Below are 24532 nucleotides of genomic sequence, written 5' to 3'. Positions count from 1 at the left end.
CTCCTTACTGGACAAGAGGTCCCTCACCCGGTTTTAAATCAATACCCGTGATATGGGATTTTCCAGCCAAAATTGCTATATATTGTTGAACAGCTTTTGACCAGCTTGATGCCTCGAGCCAGGCAGCAATTTTTTCTTTTACCAGCTCCAGAGGAAGAATCTTCCCCGGAATAATCTGGTTTATTTCGACAATATGATAACCATAACGGCTTTCGACCGGTTGCATTAATAAACCGGTTTTTTTTGTTTTTTTCAAAGCATTTTCAAATTCCGGCACAGTCGACCCCCGCGTAATCTGACCAAGATTGCCACCTTGAGCTGCTGAAGGGCAGGAAGAAATATCTTTCGCAATTGTGGCAAATTCATGTGGATTTTTTTTCACCTGTTCCAAAATGACATAAGCTTTCTCGCGTGCTTGATCGAAGGCTTTCTTGTCTTTCGGGTTGGCACCGATAAGAATGTGTCTGACCTGCCAGATTGTTTCGGTTGAAAAGCGTGATGGATCGCGATCGTAGAATGCTTTGCAATCGCATTCACTTGCCTCAGGGGTTTTTATTTCACTTTCAAGAAGGGCTGAGATTGCCGCGTCAAGCTTTGTTTGCCGGGCATTATCTTGCGCCCCATTATCTTCCCCGACACTGTCTTCCCGTGTGCTATCCCCATTATCGGGAACAAGATTTTTATTTTTTGCTTCCTGCCATAAAAGTTCACGGATTACCAATGAACGCGCTGCCTCAAGAAGCGCTTCACCCGGCGTTCGAGCCGGATGATTTTGTGCTTCTTGAAGAATATCGGCTTCGGGAATGACAATGCCATTGACGCTGACTTCTTTGAATAACGGCTTTGCTTTTGGCGGAATTCTCGTGTCGATTTCCTGCTTTGTCGGCGAGGCGGGAACCACTATTTTTTTTAAGCCCGAATGCTCGACTTTTACCGTTGTCGCCATAGACAATTACTCCTTTACCCGAAGTCTTAATCGGTTACTTCACCACGGATGCGAACAGGCAGGCGATCTTTTTTACGAACAACCTGATATCCCGTACGCCAGATATAACGTACCGGCGCACTCAGCATATGAACAAGACGGGTAAACGGGAACAAAAGCAAAATAGTGAGCCCGAGGAAAAGGTGCAGCTTGAACACGAAAGCCACATCGGTGATATAGCTTGAAGCTGCAAGGTTGAAGGTGAATATTCCTTGTGCCCAATCCATCAGCTTGACCATTTCATGCCCGTCGAGATGCTGCATCGAAAAAGGTATGGTTGCAAGGCCGAGGAAAAGCTGTGCCCACAACAGAAGAATAATCAATGTATCTGTTGTGCTTGACGTTGCCCTGACACGCGGGTCGAACAAACGCCGGTGGGCGAGCATTGTTGCGCCGATAATGGCCATGGCTCCGGCAATGCCACCGGCTGTCATGGCAACAACCTGTTTGAAGCTATGGCTAACGCCCAAAGCGTCCCAAACGGCAATAGGTGTGAGAAGCCCGACAAAATGGCCTAGAAAGATAAACAACACACCGACATGGAAAAGAACAGACCCCCACATCAATTGTTTACGACGTAACAACTGGCTGGAACTTGCCCGCCATGTATAAGGCTCGCGATCATAACGGATAATCGAGCCAAGTGCCAGAACAGTCAAAGCAATATAGGGATAGACCCCGAATATGAGTGTATGGAAAAAGTGCAACATTGTCTCTCTATCCTTAAATTTGCGCAGAAGCATCGCGGTGCTGGGCACGGATGCGACGTTTTAACCGGTCAGGCCCGCAATCGTTTTCACCCTGGTTGCCACCGAAAGTAATGGCTTCCTCTTCCCAGATGCGGTCGAGAGCCTCAAGATCATTCGGGTCATCTTCTTTGCGGTTGATGATTTCGGCTGTTAGCGCCTCGTCGGCTCGTTTGCCGGACAGACTTTCAAGTGCTACAAAAGCGGCAGCATAAACCGACCCGCGTTTTTGCAATCTCTGCCGGATTGCGGAAATGATGTGCAAGGTTTCGCCGAGAAGATGGCGTGCTTCCTCGTCACTTCTTGTTGACAGAAATTCCAGAAACATCGGCAGATAATCCGGCATTTCGTGAACGTCGATTTCAAAACCGGCCTGGTCATACATGTCCTTGAGGTCGACCATAGCCTGCCCGCGATCGCGGTTTTCGCCGTAAACATGTTCAAAAAGATGGAGCGACAAAGACCGTGTTCTGTCAAAGAGCAGAACGTAGTTTTCCTGTACTTCGTAAATGTCGCGATCGGAAATTGCCGAGACCAGACTTTTCAGGCCGACAATTTCTGACGCATCAAGATCGGAAAGCTGATCGAGCGTTGCTCTGATAAGATTGCCCGATTGCTGCAATTCTTCTTCCGGATAGCTTAAAAGTAAGGAAATGATTTTGAGATCGGAATTCATTACGCGCTCTCCTTCAATAAGTCTGTCGGTGTTGTGACGACTTTCTTACCCTTTGAACCGAAAAGATCACCTTTTGAATTGCCGCCCGAACATCCGTTGCCGAATGAAAAGCCGCAAGACCCACGCAGATCATAAGCATCTTCACTCACTTCACGGTGGGATGTGGGGATGACAAAACGGTCTTCATAATTGGCTATCGCCATGACCTGATACATGTGTTCGATCATTTCAGGTGTCATGCCGACTTTTTCCGCATATTCCGGACGATATTCGCCGTCGACAGATTTCGCACGCATATAAGCACGCATGGCAAGCATACGTTCAAGTGCCGAAACAATCGGTGCTTCTTTTCCGGCCGTCAACAAATTGGCAAGGTAACGCACGGGTATGCGCAACGAACGGACATTGGGAATAAAATCGTCCATTGCAAGCTTGCCGGCTTCGGCTGCCGATTGCAGTGGCGAAAGCGGCGGAATATACCAGACCATCGGCAAAGTGCGATATTCAGGGTGAAGCGGAAAGGCTACTTTCCATTTCATTGCCATTTGATAGACAGGCGAATGTTGGGCGGCTTCAATCCACTCGTCACTTACACCATCCTTGCGTGCCTGTTCGATAACAGCAGGATCATTCGGATCAAGGAAAATCTTCAATTGTTCCTCATAAAGATCCTGTTCGCCTTCTGTAGCAGCAGCATCGGAAATCTTGTCGGCATCATAAAGCATCACACCAAGATAACGGATACGCCCGACACAAGTTTCCGAACAAACTGTCGGCATACCGCTTTCAATGCGCGGATAGCAGAAAATGCATTTTTCCGATTTGCCGGAAGACCAGTTGAAATAGATCTTCTTGTACGGACAGCCGGAAACGCACATACGCCAGCCGCGGCATTTTTCCTGATCGATGAGAACAATACCGTCATCCTCGCGCTTATAAATCGCACCTGAAGGGCAAACGGCCACGCAGGCAGGGTTAAGGCAATGTTCGCAAAGACGCGGCAAATACATCATGAATGTATTTTCAAATTCGCCGTAAATTTCTTTTTCGACATTGGCAAAATTGTAATCTTCGGAGCGTTTGGAAAATTCGCCACCAAGGACATCTTCCCAATTTGGGCCCCATTTGATTTTTTCCATGCGCTCGCCGGTAATCTTGGAGCGCGGACGGGCAACCGGCATGGTTTTCGACTCTTTTGCCGTTTGCAAATGCTCGTAATCGAAATCGAACGGTTCATAATAATCGTCAATTTCCGGCAAATCGGGATTGGCAAAAATTTTGGAAAGAACACGCCACTTTGCGCCCATGCGCGGACGTATCTTGCCATTCGATTTTCTGATCCAGCCGCCGTTCCAGCGTTTCTGGTTTTCCCAATCTTTGGGAAAACCGATGCCGGGTTTGGTCTCGACATTGTTGAACCAGGCATATTCAACGCCTTCACGGTTCGTCCAGACATTCTTGCAGGTGACAGAGCAGGTATGGCAACCGATGCATTTATCGAGGTTCAGAACCATACCTATTTGCGCGCGAACCTTCATTCTGCGGCCTCCTTCATTGCTGAATTTTCTTCACCATCCATCCAATCGACATGGTCAAGTTTGCGTACCACCACAAACTCGTCGCGATTGGCGCCGACAGTGCCGTAATAATTGAAACCGTATGATTGCTGGACATAGCCGCCGATCATATGGGTCGGTTTGGTAATAACGCGGGTCACCGAGTTATGGATCCCTCCGCGTTGTTTGGTTAAAGGCGAGCCCGGAACATTCACGATTTTTTCCTGGGCATGATACATGAAGACCGTTCCGTCTTTCATGCGCTGTGAAACGATGACACGGGCAACAAGCGAACCGTTGGCATTGAAAGCTTCCACCCAGTCATTATCCACAATACCGGCCTTTTGAGCGTCGTTTTCCGAAATCCAGACGACAGGTCCGCCTCTGTTCAAAGTCAACATCAACAGATTGTCGGAATAGGTTGAATGGATACCCCATTTCTGGTGCGGGGTTATAAAGTTCAAAATCAGATGCGGCTTGTCACCGGCCTTGGCTTCAATCGCTGTTGTCACCGTTTTGGTGTCGATCGGCGGGCGATAAACGCAGAAACCTTCACCAAAGGCACGCATCCACAAATGATCCTGATAAAGTTGCTGACGACCTGTTATGGTGCGCCACGGGATCAATTCGTGAACATTGGTATAGCCGGCATTATAACAGACTTTTTCTGATTCAAGACCGGACCACGTGGGTGACGAAATGATTTTACGCGGCTGGGCAACAATGTCGCGATAACGGATCTTCTCGTCTTCCTTGGGCAGTGCCAGATGCGTGTGGTCGCGTCCCGTATGTTCACCCAAAGCTTCCCATGCCTTGACAGCAACTTCACCATTGGTTTCCGGTGCAAGGGTCAAAATGACTTCGGTTGCATCAATATCGGTTGCAATGCTTGGCATGCCTTTTGTGGCACCCTCATCTTCAACAACGCCATTGATACGGCCGACGAGATCGACTTCCTCTTCGGTTTTCCAGTTGATACCTTTGCCACCATTGCCGACCTTTTTCATCAAAGGACCAAGGGCGGTAAAGCGCTTATAGAGGTTCGGATAGTCGCGTTCGACCACGGCAATGGCCGGCATTGTTTTGCCGGGAATAGGTTCGATTTCGCCTTTTTTCCAATCCTTGACATCGAATGGCTGACCAAGCTCGCCCGCGGTATCGTGCTGGCTCGGTGTCAAAACGACATCTTTTTCAACACCCAGAACTTCTTTCGATACTTCGGAGAATTTCTCGGCAAGGCCTTTGAAAATATCCCAGTCGCATCTTGCCTCCCAAGCCGGATCAACCGCGCTTGAAAGCGGGTGGATGAAGGGATGCATGTCCGACGTGTTAAGGTCATTCTTTTCATACCATGTTGCAGTCGGCAACACGATATCGGAATAGACACAGGTTGTAGACATACGGAAATCGAGTGTGACGAGAAGATCAAGTTTGCCTTCCGGCGCTTCATCATGCCAGACAGCTTCTTTGGTCTCGACCCGACCCTGATCCCCCAAATCCTTGCCTAACACGCCATTGGCTGTGCCGAGGAAGTGCTTAAGGAAATATTCGTGCCCTTTACCTGATGAACCGAGAATGTTCGAGCGCCAGACAAACATATTGCGTGGCCAGTTTAACGGATCATCCGGATCTTCGCACGACATTTGCAGGCTGCCCGATTTCAGACCATCGACGATATAATCTTTCGGGTTTTTACCGGCAGCTTCAGCTTCTCTAGCAAGGTTGATCGGATTTGCTTTCAATTGTGGTGCCGATGGCAACCATCCCATGCGTTCGGCACGGATATTATAGTCGATCAATGCACCATCCCACGGCCCTTCGGGAGCAGTCGGCGACAACAATTCGCTCACTTTCACAGTTTCATAGCGCCACTGATCGGTATGGGCATAGAAAAACGACGTACCATTCATCTGGCGGGGTGGGCGCGACCAGTCAAGACCGAAAGCAAGCGGAGCCCAACCGGTTTGCGGGCGCAATTTTTCCTGTCCTACATAGTGGCTCCAGCCGCCGCCGGATTGACCGATACAACCGCACATAACGAGCATATTGATAATGCCGCGATAGTTCATATCCATATGGTACCAGTGATTGATACCGGCACCGAGAATAACCATCGAGCGACCTTTGGTCTTTTCGGCATTGCGGGCAAATTCCCGTGCAACAGTTATGATTTTGTCGCGCGAAACGCCCGTGATCTTTTCTGCCCATGCGGGAGTATAAGGAATATTTTCATCATAAGAGCTTGCACAGTTTTTGTCTTTGAAACCGCGTTCCAAGCCGTAATTGGCAACAAACAGGTCAAAAACGGTAGCGACGACAACCTCGCCTTCCGGCAATTTCAATTTGCGGGCAGGGACTTTGCGTGTGAGAATGCTTTCATGATCGGTGCCGTCATCGAAACTGTGTTCGCGACTTGCAAAATAGGGGAAATCGACATCGGCAACAGTGTCATGCTCGCCTTCAAGCATGAAGCTCATTTCCAATGTGACATCACGGCCCTTGCCATCTTTCGATTCAAGGTTCCATTTGCCTTTTTCACCCCAACGGAAACCGGAAGAACCGAGTGGCGCAACATATTCACCGCTTTTCATATCAACGGCGACAGTCTTCCATTCGGGATTATTGGTTTCACCGAGCTTGTCGGCAAAGTCGGAAGCGCGCAGCAAACGGTCGGGAATGAAGTGGCCATTTTTGCTAACCAGTCTGACGAGCATCGGCATATCTGTGTAGCGCTGGCAATAATCTTCAAAATATTCGGCCTGACGTTCCAGATGGAATTCGCGCAAAATAACGTGGCCAAGCGCCATGGCAAGAGCAGCGTCGGTTCCTTGCTTGGGATGAAGCCAGAGATCGGCGAATTTGCTTGCTTCCGAATAATCGGGTGAAACAACCACCGATTTTGTGCCTTTATAGCGGGCTTCCGAATAAAAATGCGCGTCCGGCGTGCGGGTTTGCGGCACGTTGGAGCCCCAAAGCATAAGGAAGCCGGCATTATACCAGTCGGCAGATTCAGGCACATCTGTCTGTTCACCCCATGTCATGGGTGAAGCAGGCGGCAAGTCGCAATACCAGTCATAGAAAGACATGCACACGCCGCCCAGAAGTGACAGGTAACGCGAACCGGAAGCATAGGAGACCATGGACATTGCCGGAATCGGCGAAAAGCCGATAATCCGGTCGGGGCCATATTTCTTGATTGTGTAAGAATTGGCAGCAGCGATAATCTCGTTGACTTCGTCCCATGTAGAGCGAACAAAGCCGCCAAGCCCGCGTACTTTCTGGTATTCGGCCCGCTTTTCGGGATTTTCCTGAATAGCAGCCCATGCACCCACCGGTGTTTTTACCACGCGTTCCTTGCGCCACAATTTGATAAGACGCGCGCGGATAAGCGGATATTTTACACGGTTTGCCGAATACATATACCAGCTATAGCTTGCGCCCCGCGGACAGCCACGTGGTTCATGATTGGGGAGATCGGGGCGGGTACGCGGATAATCGGTCTGCTGGGTTTCCCAAGTGACAATACCACCCTTGACATAGATTTTCCACGAGCACGAGCCGGTGCAATTGACACCGTGCGTCGAGCGCACGATTTTGTCATATTGCCAGCGTTTGCGATAAGCGTCTTCCCATGAGCGGTTTTCATCAGTTGTAACACCATGTCCATGCGAAAACGGTTGTTTTTTTCGTGCCAGAAAATTCAGGCGGTCGAGTAGTAGACTCATCAATGGTCTCCTTAACTTGCAGCGTTATTTTTGTGTCCGACGACCTTCGACATGGAGGATTGCACCGTTACGGATGTAACAGAACCATGTGATGGCGAGGCAAATAACGTAAAAAATCATAAATCCCCAAAGTGCGGCTTGCGGGCCACCCGTTGCATCTTTGGAAAGTGCAAAACTTACGGGAATAAGAAAGAAAGCATAGGCTGCAATGGCGGCGGTAAAGCCGGTAATTGCAGCCGATTCACGGTCGCTTTGATGGCGTTTTTGTTCTTCCGTGGCGTTTGGCATGGTCTTGTCGATAACACGGCTCATAATAACCGGTATCATCTGGAAGGTCGAAGCATTGCCGACACCGGTTGCAAAGAACAAAACCATGAATGCAGCAAAGAAACCGGGGAAAGCGATGGCACTACCGGGATTTGCAACAAAATAAAGTGCAGCTCCCAGAGCAAGCATCATCAGGATAAATGCCCAGAAGGTTACACGGCCACCGCCGATTTTGTCGCTTACTCCACCAAATCCCGCACGTGCAAGTGCTGAAATCAGTGGTCCCAAGAATACATAGTGCAACACGTTCACATCCGGAAAAGTCAACCGCATCAAAAGTGGGAATGCAGCAGAAAAACCGATGAATGAGCCAAAAGTTCCCATGTAAAGAACGCACATCAACCAGTTATCTTTGCGTTTAAAAATAATGGCCTGATCGGCAAATGAAGCCTTGGCATCGGCAATGTCGTTCATTCCGAACCAGCAGCATATTGCTGATAAAGCAATGAAGGGAACGAACACGAAAGCACCGTTCTGTAACCAGAGCTCGGAAGTGGAACCGTCCGCTTGCGTCACTGTGAGCGGGTGACCACCCAACCAGCCGAAGGCATTGGTGGCAATAACGAGCGGGACAACAAATTGCACAACCGAAACACCGAGATTGCCCAAACCGGCATTAAGACCGCTGGCTTTACCCTTTTCGGCTTTCGGGTAAAAAAACGAGATATTCGACATGGAAGAAGAAAAGTTTCCTCCACCGAAGCCGCATAACAGTGCGAGAAGCGCCATCACCCAATAAGGTGTATTGACGTCTTGGACAGCAAAACCGATTCCAAGTGCCGGTATCAACAATGAAGCGGTTGTCAGTGCCGTCCAGCGACGGCCACCGAATATCGGCACCATGAAGGAATAGAAAATACGAAGTGTTGCGCCGGAAAGTCCCGGTAAAGCGGTAAGCCAGAACAATTGTGTCGAACTGAATTTGAAACCGGCACGCGGCAATTCGGCCACAACTACCGACCAAACCTGCCACACGGCAAAAGCCAAAAGCAGAGCCGGAATAGACAACCAAAGATTCTTGTTGGCAATTTTGCGCCCGTAATTATTCCAGAAACTGCTATCTTCGGGATTCCATTCGGTTAACACGTAACCTTTATTGATTTGATTGGACATGCGAATTACTCCTGAAATTCAGGCGTTTTTTGCCCGAGCTCTACCAATTTGCGGTGGTTCATCAGAAGGATCGAAACATGCATCCAGATGAGTGCCGCAAGTGAAATGACAAATAGGATCATGAAGCAGGTTGAATAGATTCCGGTGATGTCGAGGACTTCACCGAAAAGGATCGGCAGGATAAATCCGCCAAGTCCGCCCATCATGCCGACGAGACCGCCAACAGCACCGACGCTTTTCGGGTAATAAACGGGAATATGCTTATAAACGGCAGCTTTCCCGAGAGCCATGAAGAAACCGAGTATGGCAACAATCAGGGCAAAACCGACGAGGCTGATCGCAAATGTAAAGGTGAATGGACCTTTAGCCGTTTCAACCGTGTATTGTGTCGGAGGATAGGAGAGAATGAAACATGTAATGGTACACATTGTCAGTGTCCAATACATGACACGGCGCGCTCCGTATTTATCGGAAAGATAACCGCCATAGGCACGGAAGAGCGATGCGGGTATCGAGTAGAGTGCAGCAATAACGCCGGCAAGCCACAGATCGATCGAATAAACATCCTGCAGATAGTGCGGCAACCATGTTGCCAAAGCGATATATCCACCGAATACGAAGAAGTAATAGAAGGAAAAACGCCACACTTGCAGTTTTTTCAAAGGCGCAAGTTCAAGCAAAGCGCTTTGCGGCTTGATGCCCAAGCGGCGCTGTTCGACAAGCACGGGATCGTCGGAGGTAAAGAGCCAGAAGATCACAGCAGTAATAACGAGAACGAGCGCCCATATATAGGCCACGCCTTCCCAGCTTCCCCACCAGCTCATCACCCATGGAGCGCCAAGTTTCGTAACGGCTGCACCGACATTGCCTGCACCGAAAATACCAAGTGCAAGGCCTTGCTTTTTCGCACTGAACCAGCGCGAAACATAAGCAACGCCAACCGAGAATGTGCCGCCGGCAATACCGATGCCAAGGGCTGCTATCAACATCCATGTATAGGTGTGGGCAAAAGTGAGCAGAAACGTCGATAAAGCCGAAGCCAACATCGATAATACGAAAATAATGCGCCCACCGATCTGTTCAGTCCAGATGCCAAGTGGAATACGCACGAGCGAGCCGGTGAGTACGGGCGTGGCTATGAGAAGTCCGAGTTCGGATTGGCTCAAACCCAATTTTTTCTGGATTGCAATGCCGATAATTGAAAAAATTGTCCATACCGCAAAACATACAGTAAAGGCTAAAGAGCTCAGCCACAACGCTTCTGAAGAGCCTTTGATCGGGGTGTCAGTTTGTTCCATTTTTACCACCAGATAAATTCTTCCTTTTTGTCGAGGGGGTATGTAGTAATGAGTGAAATAGGGCACCTTGATCAAAATCAAATGAGTTTTATTTAAAATAAAAGAAAAGCTTATTTTAAAATAATGATGATGACGCCTTGAAATATTGCTTGCCTACACTTGATAGATGCTAAGGCAAAAAATAAAAATGTTAATTAGAGGAACAATATGAGATCAGAAGATCGTTTAAAAATTCAAAATCTCGATATTTTTTCGCAAGCAAGTGACAAAACATTCGATTCTTTAATTGGCCCGGGTTTTTTCCAACGCTTTCCTCCGGGAGTGGTTCTCGTCAACGAAAACGCTATGCAGGATTTTCTCTATATCCTTGTTGATGGTCAGGTTGAAATGTATGCGACCAGTCATGGACGTGTAACGATTCTTGATATTATCCAGCCGGTAAGCCTGTTCATTCTGGCAGCAATTTTGAATGATGATGTGTGTTTGCAATCAGCCCGGACATTGACCGAAGCGCAGGTTCTGATGATCCCTTCAGCCCGCTTCAGAGAGGCAATCGACAATGACACAGCTTTCATGCATGCAGTAGTTCGCGAACTTTCACGTCGCTATCGTATGACCATCAAGGAGTTGAAAAATCAGAAATTGAGAAATGGCAGTGAACGACTGGCAAACTGGATTTTGGCTGAAGCCGATACACAGGTCGAGGCCAATTATATTGATATTCCGTTTGAGAAAAAACTTCTTGCCTACAAGCTTGGCATGACACCGGAAAACCTGTCACGGGCATTTGCAACTGTCGCAAAACATGGCGTTAATGTCGACGGGTCGCGAATTGTTTTCACCGACCGACAAAGGCTCATCAATTTTGCCCACCCCGACAAGCTTATCGACAAACGCGAGCCTGTTTGATTATAAATAAACGAGCCATATGGGGTTAAGACTTTATCCGATTTCAAGCAGCAGGCCTGAAATCGTTATCAATAGGGAATTGTTCTTGTGCGTTTGATCCGCCGGTTATTTCGCTTCATTTGTTATCTGTTTCTTGTTCTAACGATTATAACTCTCGTCATTGATGCTGCCCATTCAGTCGGCGCTTCCGAAGTCTTGTTTCTCCCCATCGGCTCTACAATATCGTTTGTTTTTTCAACGGGTACGCAGGAATTTGACAACTTTATTTCGCATCTTTCATCTCCATATATATCTTTAGCAGCAAAAATTGTCGGCCTTTGCCCGACGTGGATCGTTTTTGCCGTTTTCGCGTTGGTATTTTATGTTTTCGGCTATGATCGCGAAGCCCATTTTGATAATGCAAACTATGGTGAAGAAAATGTTTGATCTTTTGTCGCTTTCGGAAAAACTCAAAATGCCGAAAAAAGACGATGCACTCGTTGGCAGGAGTGAACCGATTGCAACCGCTAAAACCCACTATGTCAATGGGCACAACCTCAAGGGGCCATATCCTGAAAATATGCATCATATTATTGTTGCAATGGGCTGTTTCTGGGGTGTTGAACGGCTATTCTGGAAAATTCCGGGCGTTTACGTGACGGCAGCCGGTTATACGGGCGGCTTTACACCCAATCCAACCTATGAAGAAGTTTGTACCGGTAAAACAGGTCATACAGAAGCGGTACTTGTCGTCTATGATCCGACGATACTTCATCTTGATGAAATATTGAAAACTTTTTGGGAGCAACATGATCCCACGCAAGGAATGCGGCAGGGAAACGACATAGGTAACAATTACCGTTCGGCTCTCTATCTTTCTAATGAACGTGATTTGGAAATAGCAAAAAAGAGCAAACAACAATTTGAAAAAGCACTTCAATCTAAAGGATTGGGGCCGATTACAACCGAAATTGCGTTAGAAGGGCCGTTCTATTTTGCTGAAGATTATCACCAGCAATATCTCGCCAAAAACCCGAATGGTTATTGCGGATTGAAGGGGACCGGTGTTTCTTGCCCTATTCTATGAGAGCAACCGACTTTTAAAACAAAACTTCAAAACTCTATTAAAAATCAGCCTTCCCTTAAAGGGCGGGATGGCATTATTTTGGTCTATATTTTACTAATGCGCAGAAAACTATTTCACAAAAATTTGGATCCTATTCGGGTGTTTGAACTTTGTAAGAAACGTGAAATACTTTCAAAAATCGCCAACGAACGGAATTTTAACGTGTGACATGCTTTCCGATTGGTCGCAGTTGAACAAATTGTGCACGTTATTTTCCTGGCAAAATTTTTTAAAAAATTCATGGCTCGACCTTGCCAATCACAGGGAAAATAGCGTCGATTTCAGATGAGATTTAGTCAAAAACAAAAATTTGAATTCAGAGTAATCAATAATTTTTGCATATATTATTTGTGCTTTTGATAGGCTGAATGTTATTGAATTTTGACGGACTAAAGATGCGTAACACAGTTGACGTTATATTATTTTTTATCTGGAACTCGTTCACATTCCTGCTCGGGACGCATGTCGTAGAAGCGCTATGGCACGATAACGTCATACTCGCGATTGTGGGCTTGATCTTTTTCCCTGGAGGTATCTGTCGCGGTTTCAATCTTTGGGTCGACTGGCTTTCCGCAATATTTTAAGATGTTTGAAAAACATTTTCCGCGTGCACCGATTGGTCATCAGCAAATAAGGTTGAACAAATTTTCAAACCGGTTATTGCCGACGAAAAAGATGGCGAGTGGCATTTTTCCCGATGCATGTGGATAACAGATGTCGTTCAAGCGGCGCTCAGCTTCAATAATTTCAGGCAAATTTTACCCGATGTTTTACCAATGCGGTGGCCGGGTAACAGGAATGTCGGGCTGGCTTTGTTCTTCAAGTTCAAGAAAACGTTTGGTTAGGGCTGTTAATTTTTTATCCATTTGGTCGATTGTTTTCCATTGTTCAGCAAGAACAGAGGAAAGCTCGTCGACGAGTCGCTCCTGTTCGGCAAGTTTTATTTCCACTTCGGTAAGACGATCTTTTTCAATCACAATGTGTGATCCTTATTTCTGATGTAACGTTCGCCGGGTTTTAAAAGAACTTTATTGTTTGAGGCAAGACCCAGTTCAAGGCTATGAGCAATCTGGGTTGCTTTTTTCATGAACAATTCGGCATCTTCCTTCAGGCAAAGTTCATCAACGGTTTTTTTAAAAATTTCCAGCCAATGGTCAAAATGCATAGCGTCAATAGGTAAAACGACATGCTTGGGCATAGGGCGGCCGTTATACCGGTTGGTATGCAGCATAACCGATGACCAGAAGGCGAACATATTTTGTAAATGGGGCTCCCAATCACGGATATGTTCTTCAAAAATAGGACCGAGTATATGATCTTTTCTTACCCGTCCATAAAATGTACGCACCACGGATTCGATGAGTACTTCATCTACTGCAATTGGTTCTTGTGCCATAAATCTCAATCCGCTGCTTTGATCTTCATTCCGTAAATATCAATACCTCTGCCTTCACCCAGAAGGTCGCTTGTCAGATATATTTTAGCCGGACCGTTACCTTCTGCCGGAATTGCCACCTCGAACAGAAGGTCATTACGGTTCACCGGAACTTCAAAACGACGTCTACCACAATCGGCGTTATTTCCAAGATCGCAAGTTATACTCATCTGGCCCGGCTTTGTGCCATCACCCTTTGCATTGATGTCGATCATAGCCTTTTTGCCGCGCAAATTCGATAATGCTCCGGCGCCAATCTCAACGACAACAACATCTTCATCGCTGTTTGCAGTAATATGGGTGTAGGGGATGCCCCCGTCATCTTTTATCGAAACAGATGCTTGTCCATAGGTGGTGATGGCTGTTGCATCTCCGGGGTAGAAAAATTTTATCCAGCTGCCGTCGTTATCTGCTTCCTTGCGAAAAGGAACGACTGTCTTGGTGCGCTGGTTCTGTTCGATTGCCTCTTTACGATGTTCGATAATAGCACGTCCCGAAAGACTGTTGAAAAACGACCATCCGGTAAAGCCGATTATCATGATAATCGCAAGAATACTCGGGGCGACAATAAGGAGAATTTTGGAACGCCGCCTTGCCGATGCACGGTGCAAGGTCGTGTCTTCGAGATTGGTTGCACCATTGACTTCAATTTTTATCTGGTCTTCAGGGCCTTCAGAAGCAAGATCGTGAGTTTCTTTATCGGCTTTGTTCATCTCCGTGGCAACGTAATCACTTTCAATTGCACGGATAATCTGCATCAATGCATCACGCCGCTTTGTTCGGGTGACGTCATTTAAACCGTGGCTGGAAAGCAATGCACGTTCATGTGCGTTCCACGCAGATTCATAGACGCGGCGCCGTTGAGCAACATTGCTTGAATCGATTTTTAGCAATGCATTGCGGATGGCTTGCTCGGCATTAGCCAACGAATAATTCTCCTTCTTGTCCATTTATCGGGTGGCAGAATAAGCAACAGCAGGGTAATTGGCAAACCAAATCTATTGTTGATTTTTTTAAAAATTGCTTGTGTTATAACTGCGCTTTGTGAGTTAATTATGAAAAACATCGAAAGACAGAATTGCATGCTTGCTTTCGGTCAAGCTTTTAGCTATCACCCGTTACCGGTTCTGTTATAAGAACAAGACTCTGTGCCGCATTAGCTCAGTTGGTAGAGCACGTCATTCGTAATGATGGGGTCGCTGGTTCGATTCCGGCATGCGGCACCACCTTGATTTTATGATCTTTTGATTGTGTTATTTCATTTTCTTTTTTGTCGTCTGTCGTTGGTTTCCAAAAATAAAGGTGAGAGAAAAACTAAACATAACAGCAGGTGAGTTTTACTTTTATATCAGTAGAAAAATTCAAAAAACTGTCCTGTCTTCAATTGACTGAAAAACGGAAAAACTTGAGCTTAAATAAACCTTCAAGGTCTTGCAGCACGATTTTTAAGCGAAAATTTTTGCCATCTATCCTTCCAGTTAATTGGCTTTATAACGTGATGAAATTTCAGAATAAACAGTGCTGAAAAACGGCTTGATGAACTTAAAGTTTTACCGGATTTTTGAGGAAGGGCAGATATCCCCATAGCCAGAGGAGGAAAGCCAAAGACCAGAAAATCGCGGCCCATGCATAATGGTGACTGCCAAAAGCGGTGAGATCGGTTATTTCTGGCAAAACACGCATGGCGGCGGCGAATATAATAAATGCGATAGCCGCTTTTGATTGCCACGGTATGGCTATCAATTTTCGTCCTGAATGACGTAAACCGGCAATCGTAAAAACACCCATCACGCCAAGCCCCAATGTCGCAATGGTTAATATATGTAAGCCCGCATAAATCGGTATGCGCTCATTAAAGCCGGAAAGACCGATAAGAAAAAAACCGATTGCAGCACTGACATTGGCAAGCGCAAGGCATAAGACTTCTGCTTTTAATGCAGCCTTGCCGATAAACCATTCTGCAGTTCTGTCCATAAAACCGGCACTGGCAGCAAAAGCGAGATAATATTGCATTTGTGAAGACGGCAGAAAAAGCATTGATAGGGCATATAAGACTGTCAAAAATGCAGATAGATTGCGTCTGCCCGGATGCGGGCGATACGGGCTTGTTTCACCAGAAGGATCCAATGAAAGATTGGTGACCACAGTGTTAATGCGCGAGATAGCCAAGGAAAACAGAACAACAAAAACAGCGATAATCGTCCACAATATGCGAGACGATAGTTCCGTTTCTTCGCGCCACCACGAGATTTTCAAAACAATTTCGAGTGCAAAGAGAACAATAAGCCATAGCAAAAATGACAAGCTTTTCCATTTTCTTTTCGAAATAATCGGCAAACCAACATATAAGATCATAAGTGCCAGAAAGGCGAAATCGAACACACTGCCGACGACCATCAGGTAATCCGAACCCAAAAAACCGACAATGCGGCCGGGAAGCCATAATAAAAGCAGAAAGAAAAGTCTCATGCCATTTAACGGCTTTGTTTCTGTCCATTCGGCAACGGCGGAACATAAAAATCCGGCAAGGGCAGCCGAATAAAAGCCGAAAATCATTTCATGCGCATGCCATTGTTGGGGAAAAATATAGCGTGTACCGAGATAGTCGAGTTGATAGGCAATTACCCAGATAAACGGCATGAGCACAGCATAACCGGCCGATACCGGAAAGAATAGAAATACGCCTTCTGTAAAAAATGGATTATGAGCAATCGACGTTTTTATATTTTTGCCAAGCCCCATTGCGTTAGTCCCTGTCTCTATAAAGAAGGTCGTAAAAATCCCGATCTTTGGCGAATTGTTCGCTCATATCGAATATCTCACGTTCGCTTCGCTTTCCCGGTTCACCTTCGACATGTCTTTCAGCGACAATTGTTGCAGGATCGCCACCAACCAGTAACAGACGGTGAGCAATGCGCAGCGCTTCGTGAAGATCATGAGTAACAAACAATGATGAAAAACCCTGACCTTTTGCCTCTTCAATAACAATGTCCTGAAGGTTACGCCTGAGGCCGATATCGACAGCAGAAAACGGCTCGTCGAAAAATATGATACCGGGATTAACGGCAAGTGCGCGCGCGACAGCTGCGCGCTGGCGCATGCCACCCGATAATGCAGCCGGATATTTTTCAAGATCGGTTATTTTTAAACCGACCTTTTTTGCGCAATCGGAAATGAAATCTTTTTTTCCGGATGGTCGGTGTGAATTCATCAAACAATAAGCAATATTTTCATAAGTTGTTTTCCAAGGGAGCAATCTCGGTTCCTGAAAAACAATTGCTTGCTGGCGATAAGTTTTCCTGATTTCGCCTTTGTTAGGCGTTAACAGGCCTGCGGCAATCTGTAATATTGTGGTTTTTCCTGCACCGGACGCACCAAGAATAACCAGCGTTTCGTGGTCATTGACGCGGATATTGACGTTTTCAAGAATGCGTCTTCCGAGATAAGAAAACGCGATATCCTGCATTTCAATTTTCATTTTTTAACGCCCCACGGCTCGGATGCATGTCGCCAGCTTTCAAAAAATTCCCGTATCGGATGAATAATACCGAATTCGGTTATCAGAGCAAAACACACAATGATCATGATAATGGCCGTTACTTCAGGAACATCAAAAGTGCTGCGTGCTTCAAAAAGAAGGCCCCCAAGCCCGCCGGAATAGCTTAAAAGTTCGGCCATGACCGCTACTTTCCAGGCACTTCCGGCCGAAAGCGACAAGGCCGGAAAAATATAGGACACCATTTGCGGAAATGTGATTGTCCGAAATCTTTTGAATATGCCAATGTTGAAAGCACGCGCCATATCGTCGAGTGACCGGTCACGCGTGGCAATTGCCTGAACGCTATTGATAAAAATGAGCGGAAAGGACGCAACAGCAATCGTCATGATAACCGAGCCGCCACCGTTTTCAAACCAGATGAGCGCAAGCACAATCCAGCCTATTGGCGGTACACCGAGAAGAATGATAATGATCGGCCGCATCAGACGTATTGCAGCAAATGAATAACCGCACAATACGCCACTGACAATTCCGACCGAAGCGGCAATGACAAAACCTGCAAATGAACGTTCGGCCGTAACTTTCGCCATCTCGACAAATTTGTCCGTTTGGACAAGCAAGACCATAGCTTGCAAAGTTTGTTGCGGAGAGGGGAGCACATAACTCCCATAAAGTTCATGGGCCAACTGCCAGACGGCAAAAAAACATAAGCAACCGGCAAGCCCTGCAAAGCCTCCCCAGAAATAGTTTCCAAGCGACACAAGATGGGAAATGGTCTTACGTAAATGCATCAGGCATAAAATCCGTCATCAGGCAGTTTTCCGCCCAGAATTGCGGAATTTTGTTCAATAAGAACATTGAAAAATGTTTCTAGCGCCGGTTTGACCTCACTTGCACTATGAACAACAAGATGACTGAAAGCGACGGATGTGGCAATCAGGTGTGGCGGAAAATCAAGAAGACCGCTGATCTCGTCGGCTGCTTTTTCGGGGTCAGCTTTAATTTTTTCAAGTGCCGTTGAAAAACATGCATTGAGCGCTTCTATTTTCTTCTTTCCCTCATCGCCTTCGAAACCTTTGCCTACAACAAGGCCGGCTTGCGGAATGGCATCGGTTTTCGAAACTTTTTCCCAAAGCTTTTGAATATCAAGGGCACGAACAATTTTTTTCGGGGATACAGAGCTCATGAAAATCACGGTCGAGGCGGCTGGCTCCACAATGACTGCTGCATCAACCCGTCCGATCATGAGACGCGGCATAGCTTCGGGAAGGCTCCCCGTATATTGTATGTCGATTGCATCCGGCTTGATGTCATATGCCTTTAAAATTGCCTGCATAATATAGTCGGGCATATCATTTTTGAATGGTACAGCAAGTTTTTTCCCGACAAGGTCCTGAAGTGTTTTGATATTGGATGCTTCCGGTGCGACGATATAAAGAAGCCCGTCTGTAAGAATATTCGCCAATCTTACACCAAGACCTTTATTATATAAATTCGCGCCGCTATAACTGGGCAAAATGGCCATATTGATTGAGCCGGAACCGAGCCCGGCTCGGATCTGATCGGGATTATTCCAGACTTTGAATTGGCAACCGGGTAAGAGTTGATCAAGCATGCCGCTTTTTACTGCATAAGCAGCAACGAGGGATGGACCCGCCGGAGGCCCCCATATTATCGGTTTTTTGTCTTCGGCCGCGGCAATAGTAGGAAATGCGCAAACAACGGGAAGAAGTGAAGCACCGATTAAAAAATGACGGCGTGTTTGAGTGAGCATTATCCACCTCCGGTAAAAATTATTCGTTAGCAATGGCCATATGAATTGGTCATGGGGGTTTGATTATGACATAGAATTTAAGATGAGTTTATTCCTCAATTTTAAAAAATCAAAATGCGGCTTTCATTTCAGGCTAAAAACTCTGCCTTCCTTGGGCGGAAATTGAGCCAGATCAGGGCTTGCCGAAACGGAAATAATGGTGGATGAAGCTGCTTTTCATGAAACATATTCGTTATTTCACCAAATATACGAAAGTTTTTGTCAAGGCTATATTTGCTCTTCAAATCAACAACAATGTCATCATCCGAACAACGCGTGATCATACTATCAACGGGTGTTGTAATTGGTATCCAATGAATATGACTCTATCCTTTCCAAGGGGAGGTCGGATGATATTGAATTAAACCTATGAAACCTTTCTATAGATCGAAGCAGATAACCTGTCTCGGCTGGCAGAGATAAAAATAGCGAACAAATTGGCTACGGGAAGAGTGAGTTACTCAGTAATTTGTATGCAGTTATTTGAACAACAAAAATTTAGATAATGGCGTGTCAGATGTTTATAATAATAATTTAGCTTAAATATAAAAAATTTGTGACCGATAAAGCCGATGTTTAGTCAATTAAATTCCGGGAAAATGGGGCATTGTCGTTTTCGTTTTTCGCCATATCGGAAATGTGTCAGGGCATTAATAGTGAGACTACATGATAAATATTCATGAAAAAGAGGCAGAGAAATATTTCATGCCTATAAGATCAATATATCGGTTTAAAAGCTTTAAATTTGTCTATTTCTCTTCTATCCGAAAAATCAATTTCAGATAGGCCGAAAATGGATTTTGCTTCTTCCGCTTCGGGTTCAATCGTCTGGCAATTGCTTCATTGGCCCCAAGTGCCATTAACCCTTCTGCAACAATTGAGCAATCAAAGGGAGGTTCTATATTTCTCATAGTGAACAGGTGTTGCACGAGCTTCGTATAGAACGATTTTTGTTCGTCCATAAGATTATTATAAATTTTTACAAATTCTGGATGGCGCAAAGCGTGAAGTTGCATTTCAAGGAACAGAATTGTGTGGGAAATATTTTGATCATTGCGTTCAAACCATAAGATCATATCATTCAGGGCCTTTTCAAAATTATCTCCTGCATCATCAATGAGCTGTTTTCGTGAATTTGCCTCGAATGATTTATACTGCTCGAGAAGCTCTAGAAGAACTTCGCTCTTATTATTGAAATTGGAATAAAAGGCTCCTTGTGAATAGCCTGCTTTATCGCAGATTCCTCTGATAGAGGTCGTCTCGTAGCCCAATTCTGTAAACAGCATGAGTGCAGCCTCCAGCAGGTTCTGACGTGTCTCTTGCTGGCTTTCCAATCTTGTTTTGCGCGGTTTTATCTCTTTGACCATAAATTCCAGATATCATCCGACATTTCATTTGACAAGTTATCAAATGAAACATAAATATCAATTGATATATGAATTTCAATCGATATTTGGAATCGTTGACGAAGAAAACAGTTTTCGTAACCGGTGCCACCGGACTATTAGGCAATAATCTGGTTCGCCAACTGATCGACAAAGGTTATCATGTCAAAGCACTGGTCCGGTCGCGACAAAAGGCAAACAAGCAATTCGCCCCTCATGATGAACTTGAAATTATTGAAGGCGATATGACCAATGCCGCAAGCTTTGAAAGCCATCTCAAAGGCTGGGAAACTGTTTTTCATACCGCAGCATTTTTCCGCGATAATTATAAAGGCGGCAGCCATTGGGCCGATCTGGAAAAGATCAACATTAATGGTACAAAATGTTTATTGGAAGCAGCCTTAAAAGCGGGTGTCAAACAGTCTGTTCATGTCTCTTCTATCGCAGTTCTCGATGGTGAGGCCGGCACATTGATTGATGAGACATGTGATAGGGACATAAAAAATTCAGATGATTACTATCGAAGCAAAATCATCAGTGAAAGAACAGTCAGAGAATTTGCCGCTCAATATCCGATGATGAAATGTTATTATATTTTACCGGGGTGGATGTGGGGGCCTGGTGATCTAGGGCCTACCTCGGCGGGACAACTTGCGCTTGATATCATGAACGGAAAGTTGCCGGCCATTGTTCCAGGGACCTTTTCCGTTGTTGACGCAAGAGATGTTGCCGCAGCCCTGATCATGGTCACCTTCAAGGGCAAGCCTGGAGAACGTTATCTCGCAGCAGGGCGTCACATTCATATGGAAGACCTTGTATCCATGATCGGTCATTATGCCAATGTCAAAACGCCAACAAAAACAATACCAATTCCGCTATTATACTGCATCGCAGTTTTTCAGGAAATTTATGGCAAGCTTACAAGGAAAGCCCATTTTATTATCATTGGCTTCGGTCCGTTTAATGGCAAGCCAGTATGATAGAACGCATTTCAGCAGTGAAAGATATGAGAAAATTCTAGGGCTTCAATTCAGACCTTTAGAGCAAACTCTGGCAGATACACTGTCTGATCTGAAAAATAGATAACCTGATAAATTGGAAGTTTGCCCGCGATAACGGATTTCCTCTCTAAAATTTCAAAATATTGTTTGCTATTTACCACAAAACGCTGTTTCCGATTGTCGAGAAAATTAATCAAGTCAGGTTTTTAATGACCGAAAATAAAGGCTTATGAAGATTGTTTTTTAAAAGACGTTTGTTTTCCGTCGCTATACGCGTTTTCCCATTTCGGCTGTTGCCACATTGTACACGATAGTTATCGGACTATCTCGGACGCAATCTTCTATTTTGATAATCGTTTAAATTCACTGATTTATTGTCACAGTTTTAGAGGTTCTCTCGAAGTTTTGAGAAAGATAGTGAGGTACCGTCTTGTAACAGCGCCGAGGTGATAGATTGGTGGTTATTCCGCGACAATGACACCATATTACGCGGCCCACCCGAACTTGCACACCTGACCGAGGAGGTCAGATTATCTTCATAATAAATGTTAAGTAACTTCGCAGAGTAAAGCGCAAATGACTATTAAAGCCAGTTAGTCAAAGGAATCAGGTTGCCAATGAATCAGGGGAGACGATAAAAATCCTTACCTTTTTCGTATGCTTGCTGGAAATCTTTTGTTTCACGAATATTGCCTTTAAAGGGAAGAAAATCGGAAAAGTTGCATTTTTCTGATGTTTCCCAAGAAAAACATGGCGAATTATCCGGTGCATATTGTGCAATATATTTCAGCATAAAAAGCCGTGTTGTTACGGCCTCGCCTCTATTGCTGGCAATATAGGAAGAGATATCTTTTCCGGAAAGAAAGGCTTTGGTTATCGGGGCTGCCTGATTTTCTTCGATGATAAGCGAACCAACCTCGGGTGCGCATCTTTTGGCATAAACCGTTCCGTCGAATGTGGCTTCTCTACAAGTCAATGAAAAATATTTACCGGTTTTAAGAGGCTGATTAAAGCCGTTATATTCTCTTCCCAAAACGCCGATAACCTGCGTCGCGTTTGATTTGCTTGAACGTAAGCCGATTTCATAGCCCTCTGTCGTTTGCTTCAAGCTTGTAATGACTCCATCGACAGAAAACGGCGTGCTATATTTTTTTTGAGCAGTAATTCTATTAGCTTTGAAATCTTTTTCTATTTTGTCGGCATTATATGACGGCAATTGAAATACTTTCAGATTTTCAAATGTCATCAGATGGTCTGCATCCTTGATTTGCGACATATAAATTTGCAATGCAAGGAAGGTATTGATTATACGGAATTCTTTTTCTTTGACATTCATTTTTGCCGAAGCAGAAGAAAGAATTATGGTCAATATAGTAACTACCGCTAATACGCGCTTGAGCATTACTCTCTCCTTTTTCCGATATGTGATGGATATCCAAGCCTTGTTGATCAAATTTTTCCAAGGAAACATATCGAATTGTTACAGTCTCAAACTCGAACTATAATCTGATTTAACGTTCAGTGTATAAGGATAGTTATTATATTTAACAATATTTTCCCATCTTTTATCATGAATTGCTGAACTTTGATCAAAAAATAAGTATTTTCACTTGTGCAGGTGTAATTGGGGCTTGTAACTTAAACTTAAGTGTTTCCGATATGGGGGGTGCCAAATCTCGTTCTCGGTAAAATTCAAATGAGCCCGTTTCATTTATCCCGAGGCTTCACACCAAATTTCTGTTGGCTCCAGTTTCATGATTTTTTGACCATTCTATCAATAGAACTCAAGAAAAATGTGTCATATAAAGATGGAACAAAATTCTCCATCAAGATAAATTCCCGAAGGATTGTCCAAATTTATGCTATCTGCGTTTTTTCAAAGCTGTAGTCACGTTCGACTTTTGCAATGCGGATAATGTAATGGGAATAAAATACCTCCCGTCCAAGTTTTTGGGCAAGTTGATGGTCAACATTTGCTTTCCAGGCCTTCATACTCGCTTCGTCTTTCCAGAACGAATTGGTAATGCCAAAACCGTCGGCACCACGAACACTTTCTGCACCAAGACAACCCGGTTGTTGTAACGCCAACTTTTCCATGGCTATGGACATTTCTCCATAGCCATTATCTCCCTCGGTCCTTTGAGAAGAAAAAGCTACAATGTAATAAGGAGGAGGGGGTGTTTTTGAAAAAGCATTGGTCATTGCAATCGGGGCTCCGAACAGAATTTCAATTCGACGAGATTAACGGAATTCTTGTTTTATAATAGCGACTTTAATTTTATCAAACGAATTCTTTTGAGATTTTGTCATTGTCAAATAGCAAAGAAAAAATAGCGTTTGAAAGCTTGCACAGAGTATTTCAGATCAAAAGCTGTTTCAAAATTTCAATATCAAAAGTTAAAAAATAAAAATAATAATTTATTGGTTATTATATAGAAATTTCTAACACGCACATAAAAAGTAAATTATAAAAATGAGTTTAAAATGGACAAAACAAATATATATTTTTTTCGTTCTTTTTTAATACAGCTAATATCCTATCTCTAGCGATTTTGCCGGATCATAGAGCAGTCAAACTGCAAGCTTTATCGGCCGATAACCCGCAAATGGTCAATGGCAAACGCATCTTTAACTACAATTGCACTGCCTGTCATGTATCCAACGGAACAGGATTAGCCAATATGATTCCGGTTTTAAAAGGCGATAACGGGATTAAAGGTGGAAGTAGTGAAAGCTTGACACATGTTCTGCTTATCGGTTTCCAAGGAGCGATCACACGGTTTAATCCGACGGGCGCGTCAATGCGGGTTTTTGCCTGGAAACTTATAAACCGACAGGCTGCCGATGTGTTGACCTATATCCATAATGAATGGGGCAATGCCGCACCTGCGGTTTCACCTGATGAAGTTGCCAAAATGCGTGAAACGTTGAAAGCAAGAAAAACTTTAAGGGAATGATA

General features: G+C 45.0%; 20 protein-coding genes, 1 tRNA gene and 1 pseudogene. 6 read left to right on the top strand and 16 right to left on the bottom strand.

What is annotated here, in order from left to right:
• Positions 1–4 precede the first annotated feature (4 nt).
• From PEB0122_RS00280 to PEB0122_RS11955, 6 genes and pseudogenes are all read right to left on the bottom strand, one after another.
• Entirely contained in the window at positions 5–946 is a 942-nt protein-coding gene (locus PEB0122_RS00280; RefSeq protein WP_143238772.1) for a peptidylprolyl isomerase, read from the bottom strand.
• 26 nt (positions 947–972) lie between these two features.
• Entirely contained in the window at positions 973–1695 is a 723-nt protein-coding gene (narI, locus tag PEB0122_RS00275) for a respiratory nitrate reductase subunit gamma (RefSeq protein ID WP_075869793.1), read from the bottom strand.
• A 13-nt stretch (positions 1696–1708) separates the two neighbouring features.
• Positions 1709–2407 carry a nitrate reductase molybdenum cofactor assembly chaperone gene (narJ, locus tag PEB0122_RS00270; protein ID WP_075869794.1) on the bottom strand — a complete coding sequence of 233 codons (699 nt, stop codon included), beginning with the start codon at positions 2405–2407 and terminating at the stop codon, positions 1709–1711.
• Positions 2407–3945 carry a nitrate reductase subunit beta gene (narH, locus tag PEB0122_RS00265; protein ID WP_075869795.1) on the bottom strand — a complete coding sequence of 513 codons (1539 nt, stop codon included), beginning with the start codon at positions 3943–3945 and terminating at the stop codon, positions 2407–2409. The genes narJ and narH overlap by 1 nt, the downstream gene beginning before the upstream one ends.
• Positions 3942–7688 carry a nitrate reductase subunit alpha gene (locus tag PEB0122_RS00260; protein ID WP_075915191.1) on the bottom strand — a complete coding sequence of 1249 codons (3747 nt, stop codon included), beginning with the start codon at positions 7686–7688 and terminating at the stop codon, positions 3942–3944. The genes narH and PEB0122_RS00260 overlap by 4 nt, the downstream gene beginning before the upstream one ends.
• A 24-nt stretch (positions 7689–7712) precedes the next feature.
• A pseudogene (locus PEB0122_RS11955) lies at positions 7713–10426 on the bottom strand (nitrate/nitrite transporter).
• Positions 10427–10633: 207 nt separating this feature from the next.
• Between PEB0122_RS11955 and PEB0122_RS00250 the strand changes: the two are divergent.
• The 3 genes from PEB0122_RS00250 (at position 10634) to msrA (ending at position 12401) form a co-directional block, all read left to right on the top strand.
• On the top strand, positions 10634–11335 hold the full coding sequence (locus PEB0122_RS00250; RefSeq protein WP_075869797.1) for a cyclic nucleotide-binding domain-containing protein: 702 nt from the start codon (positions 10634–10636) through the stop codon (positions 11333–11335).
• Positions 11336–11422: 87 nt separating this feature from the next.
• Positions 11423–11761 (top strand): hypothetical protein, encoded by a 339-nt coding sequence (locus PEB0122_RS00245; RefSeq protein WP_075869798.1) that lies wholly within the window; start codon positions 11423–11425, stop codon positions 11759–11761.
• Complete coding sequence (gene msrA, locus PEB0122_RS00240) at positions 11754–12401, top strand: peptide-methionine (S)-S-oxide reductase MsrA (RefSeq protein WP_075869799.1); 648 nt, start codon at positions 11754–11756, stop codon at positions 12399–12401. Before PEB0122_RS00245 ends, msrA begins: the two co-directional genes overlap by 8 nt.
• 809 nt (positions 12402–13210) lie before the next feature.
• On the opposite strand, the gene PEB0122_RS00230 is transcribed toward msrA, so the two are convergent.
• From PEB0122_RS00230 to PEB0122_RS00220, 3 genes are read right to left on the bottom strand one after another with little or no spacing between them, the layout of a single operon-like run.
• Positions 13211–13414 (bottom strand): SlyX family protein, encoded by a 204-nt coding sequence (locus PEB0122_RS00230; RefSeq protein ID WP_370540878.1) that lies wholly within the window; start codon positions 13412–13414, stop codon positions 13211–13213.
• The gene (locus PEB0122_RS00225) at positions 13414–13836 is read right to left on the bottom strand and encodes a group III truncated hemoglobin (RefSeq protein WP_075915189.1); all 423 of its coding nucleotides are present in this window, start codon (positions 13834–13836) and stop codon (positions 13414–13416) included. The genes PEB0122_RS00230 and PEB0122_RS00225 overlap by 1 nt, the downstream gene beginning before the upstream one ends.
• Before the next feature lie 5 nt (positions 13837–13841).
• Positions 13842–14801: a hypothetical protein gene (locus tag PEB0122_RS00220; RefSeq protein WP_075869966.1), complete on the bottom strand. Its 960-nt coding sequence runs from the start codon at positions 14799–14801 to the stop codon at positions 13842–13844.
• A 224-nt stretch (positions 14802–15025) separates the two neighbouring features.
• Here PEB0122_RS00220 and PEB0122_RS00215 point away from each other — a divergent pair.
• Positions 15026–15101 (top strand) — tRNA-Thr (locus PEB0122_RS00215).
• A 316-nt stretch (positions 15102–15417) separates the two neighbouring features.
• Here PEB0122_RS00215 and PEB0122_RS00210 read toward each other — a convergent pair.
• The 5 genes from PEB0122_RS00210 to PEB0122_RS00185 all read right to left on the bottom strand — a co-directional run bounded on the left by PEB0122_RS00210 (position 15418) and on the right by PEB0122_RS00185 (position 20554).
• Positions 15418–16617, bottom strand: a complete 1200-nt coding sequence (locus tag PEB0122_RS00210) for an NnrS family protein (protein ID WP_075915188.1) — start codon at positions 16615–16617, stop codon at positions 15418–15420.
• A gap of 4 nt (positions 16618–16621) precedes the next feature.
• Positions 16622–17353 carry an ATP-binding cassette domain-containing protein gene (locus PEB0122_RS00205; RefSeq protein WP_075915187.1) on the bottom strand — a complete coding sequence of 244 codons (732 nt, stop codon included), beginning with the start codon at positions 17351–17353 and terminating at the stop codon, positions 16622–16624.
• Positions 17350–18165, bottom strand: a complete 816-nt coding sequence (locus tag PEB0122_RS00200) for an ABC transporter permease (protein WP_075915186.1) — start codon at positions 18163–18165, stop codon at positions 17350–17352. Before PEB0122_RS00200 ends, PEB0122_RS00205 begins: the two co-directional genes overlap by 4 nt.
• The gene (locus tag PEB0122_RS00195; RefSeq protein WP_075915185.1) at positions 18165–19148 is read right to left on the bottom strand and encodes an ABC transporter substrate-binding protein; all 984 of its coding nucleotides are present in this window, start codon (positions 19146–19148) and stop codon (positions 18165–18167) included. Before PEB0122_RS00195 ends, PEB0122_RS00200 begins: the two co-directional genes overlap by 1 nt.
• 788 nt (positions 19149–19936) lie before the next feature.
• Complete coding sequence (locus PEB0122_RS00185) at positions 19937–20554, bottom strand: TetR/AcrR family transcriptional regulator (RefSeq protein WP_075915184.1); 618 nt, start codon at positions 20552–20554, stop codon at positions 19937–19939.
• Positions 20555–20649: 95 nt separating this feature from the next.
• On the opposite strand from PEB0122_RS00185, the gene PEB0122_RS00180 reads away from it, so the two are divergent.
• The gene (locus tag PEB0122_RS00180) at positions 20650–21552 is read left to right on the top strand and encodes an SDR family oxidoreductase (RefSeq protein WP_198935978.1); all 903 of its coding nucleotides are present in this window, start codon (positions 20650–20652) and stop codon (positions 21550–21552) included.
• A gap of 643 nt (positions 21553–22195) precedes the next feature.
• On the opposite strand, the gene PEB0122_RS00175 is transcribed toward PEB0122_RS00180, so the two are convergent.
• A complete protein-coding gene (locus PEB0122_RS00175; protein ID WP_158025414.1) occupies positions 22196–22975 on the bottom strand; it encodes an OB-fold protein in 780 nt (259 codons plus the stop codon).
• 455 nt (positions 22976–23430) lie between these two features.
• A complete protein-coding gene (locus PEB0122_RS00170; protein WP_075915182.1) occupies positions 23431–23775 on the bottom strand; it encodes an antibiotic biosynthesis monooxygenase family protein in 345 nt (114 codons plus the stop codon).
• A gap of 350 nt (positions 23776–24125) precedes the next feature.
• Between PEB0122_RS00170 and PEB0122_RS00165 the strand changes: the two genes are divergently transcribed.
• Positions 24126–24530 carry a c-type cytochrome gene (locus PEB0122_RS00165; RefSeq protein ID WP_075915181.1) on the top strand — a complete coding sequence of 135 codons (405 nt, stop codon included), beginning with the start codon at positions 24126–24128 and terminating at the stop codon, positions 24528–24530.
• Positions 24531–24532: the final 2 nt, after the last annotated feature.

The organism is Ditibartonella apis (genome assembly GCF_001952075.1).
GTDB classification, from domain to species: domain Bacteria; phylum Pseudomonadota; class Alphaproteobacteria; order Rhizobiales; family Rhizobiaceae; genus Bartonella; species Bartonella apis.
The sequence above is the reverse complement of the archived record's forward strand: the minus strand, read 5'-3'. Positions and strand labels throughout refer to the sequence as shown.

Bases quoted from the DNA above. Each gene is read 5' to 3' on its own strand.
- PEB0122_RS00280 (WP_143238772.1), bottom strand. From the start codon at position 946: ATGGCGACAACGGTAAAAGTCGAGCATTCGGGCTTAAAAAAAATAGTG.
- narI (WP_075869793.1), bottom strand. From the start codon at position 1,695: ATGTTGCACTTTTTCCATACACTCATATTCGGGGTCTATCCCTATATT.
- narJ (WP_075869794.1), bottom strand. From the start codon at position 2,407: ATGAATTCCGATCTCAAAATCATTTCCTTACTTTTAAGCTATCCGGAA.
- narH (WP_075869795.1), bottom strand. From the start codon at position 3,945: ATGAAGGTTCGCGCGCAAATAGGTATGGTTCTGAACCTCGATAAATGC.
- PEB0122_RS00260 (WP_075915191.1), bottom strand. From the start codon at position 7,688: ATGAGTCTACTACTCGACCGCCTGAATTTTCTGGCACGAAAAAAACAA.
- PEB0122_RS00250 (WP_075869797.1), top strand. From the start codon at position 10,634: ATGAGATCAGAAGATCGTTTAAAAATTCAAAATCTCGATATTTTTTCG.
- msrA (WP_075869799.1), top strand. From the start codon at position 11,754: ATGTTTGATCTTTTGTCGCTTTCGGAAAAACTCAAAATGCCGAAAAAA.
- PEB0122_RS00225 (WP_075915189.1), bottom strand. From the start codon at position 13,836: ATGGCACAAGAACCAATTGCAGTAGATGAAGTACTCATCGAATCCGTG.
- PEB0122_RS00210 (WP_075915188.1), bottom strand. From the start codon at position 16,617: ATGGGGCTTGGCAAAAATATAAAAACGTCGATTGCTCATAATCCATTT.
- PEB0122_RS00205 (WP_075915187.1), bottom strand. From the start codon at position 17,353: ATGAAAATTGAAATGCAGGATATCGCGTTTTCTTATCTCGGAAGACGC.
- PEB0122_RS00200 (WP_075915186.1), bottom strand. From the start codon at position 18,165: ATGCATTTACGTAAGACCATTTCCCATCTTGTGTCGCTTGGAAACTAT.
- PEB0122_RS00195 (WP_075915185.1), bottom strand. From the start codon at position 19,148: ATGCTCACTCAAACACGCCGTCATTTTTTAATCGGTGCTTCACTTCTT.
- PEB0122_RS00185 (WP_075915184.1), bottom strand. From the start codon at position 20,554: ATGGTCAAAGAGATAAAACCGCGCAAAACAAGATTGGAAAGCCAGCAA.
- PEB0122_RS00175 (WP_158025414.1), bottom strand. From the start codon at position 22,975: ATGCTCAAGCGCGTATTAGCGGTAGTTACTATATTGACCATAATTCTT.
- PEB0122_RS00170 (WP_075915182.1), bottom strand. From the start codon at position 23,775: ATGACCAATGCTTTTTCAAAAACACCCCCTCCTCCTTATTACATTGTA.